The 425-nt window shown below is 65.2% G+C and carries 1 pseudogene; it reads right to left on the bottom strand.

The features are described from left to right. Positions 1 to 412: pseudogene (locus EN852_RS35380) on the bottom strand (3-oxoacyl-ACP synthase); the annotation flags it as partial. Positions 413 to 425 lie beyond the last annotated feature (13 nt).

Genomic DNA, 425 nt, shown 5'->3' on the forward strand with positions numbered 1-425 from the left:
GTGCGACATGACCGGAGGGACGACCGTAGGCAACGACCCGGGAGCGTGAATAGGCGTCGACCTCGACGATGTCGGCGATGCGGCGCAAGAGGTTGGCCGGATTGCGGACAGGATGACCCGGACGGCCTTCTTCACCTATGCATAGGATCAGGGCGGTCTGCCCTCGTGCCTCGGGGAAATTGTCGAACGCCTCGACAATTGCGCCCGCTGCCAGGTGCGCAATGCGCTTCTCGCCGATCCAGGTTCTGGGAAGTGGCACCGGCGCTCCGGTCAGCCAGCCGCCACGCGGGCCTCGAAACCGCGTTTCTTGGAACCCGTCCACTTTTGCGCGCATGGCCGCGCACGAGGATGGGGCGTCGAGGCCGACTGCCGTCACCATGCCAATCGAAGCGACTTCAATCGACCCGGTCATGCGTCGGTGTCCG

Source organism: Mesorhizobium sp. M2E.F.Ca.ET.209.01.1.1, assembly GCF_004010375.2.
GTDB lineage: Bacteria > Pseudomonadota > Alphaproteobacteria > Rhizobiales > Rhizobiaceae > Mesorhizobium.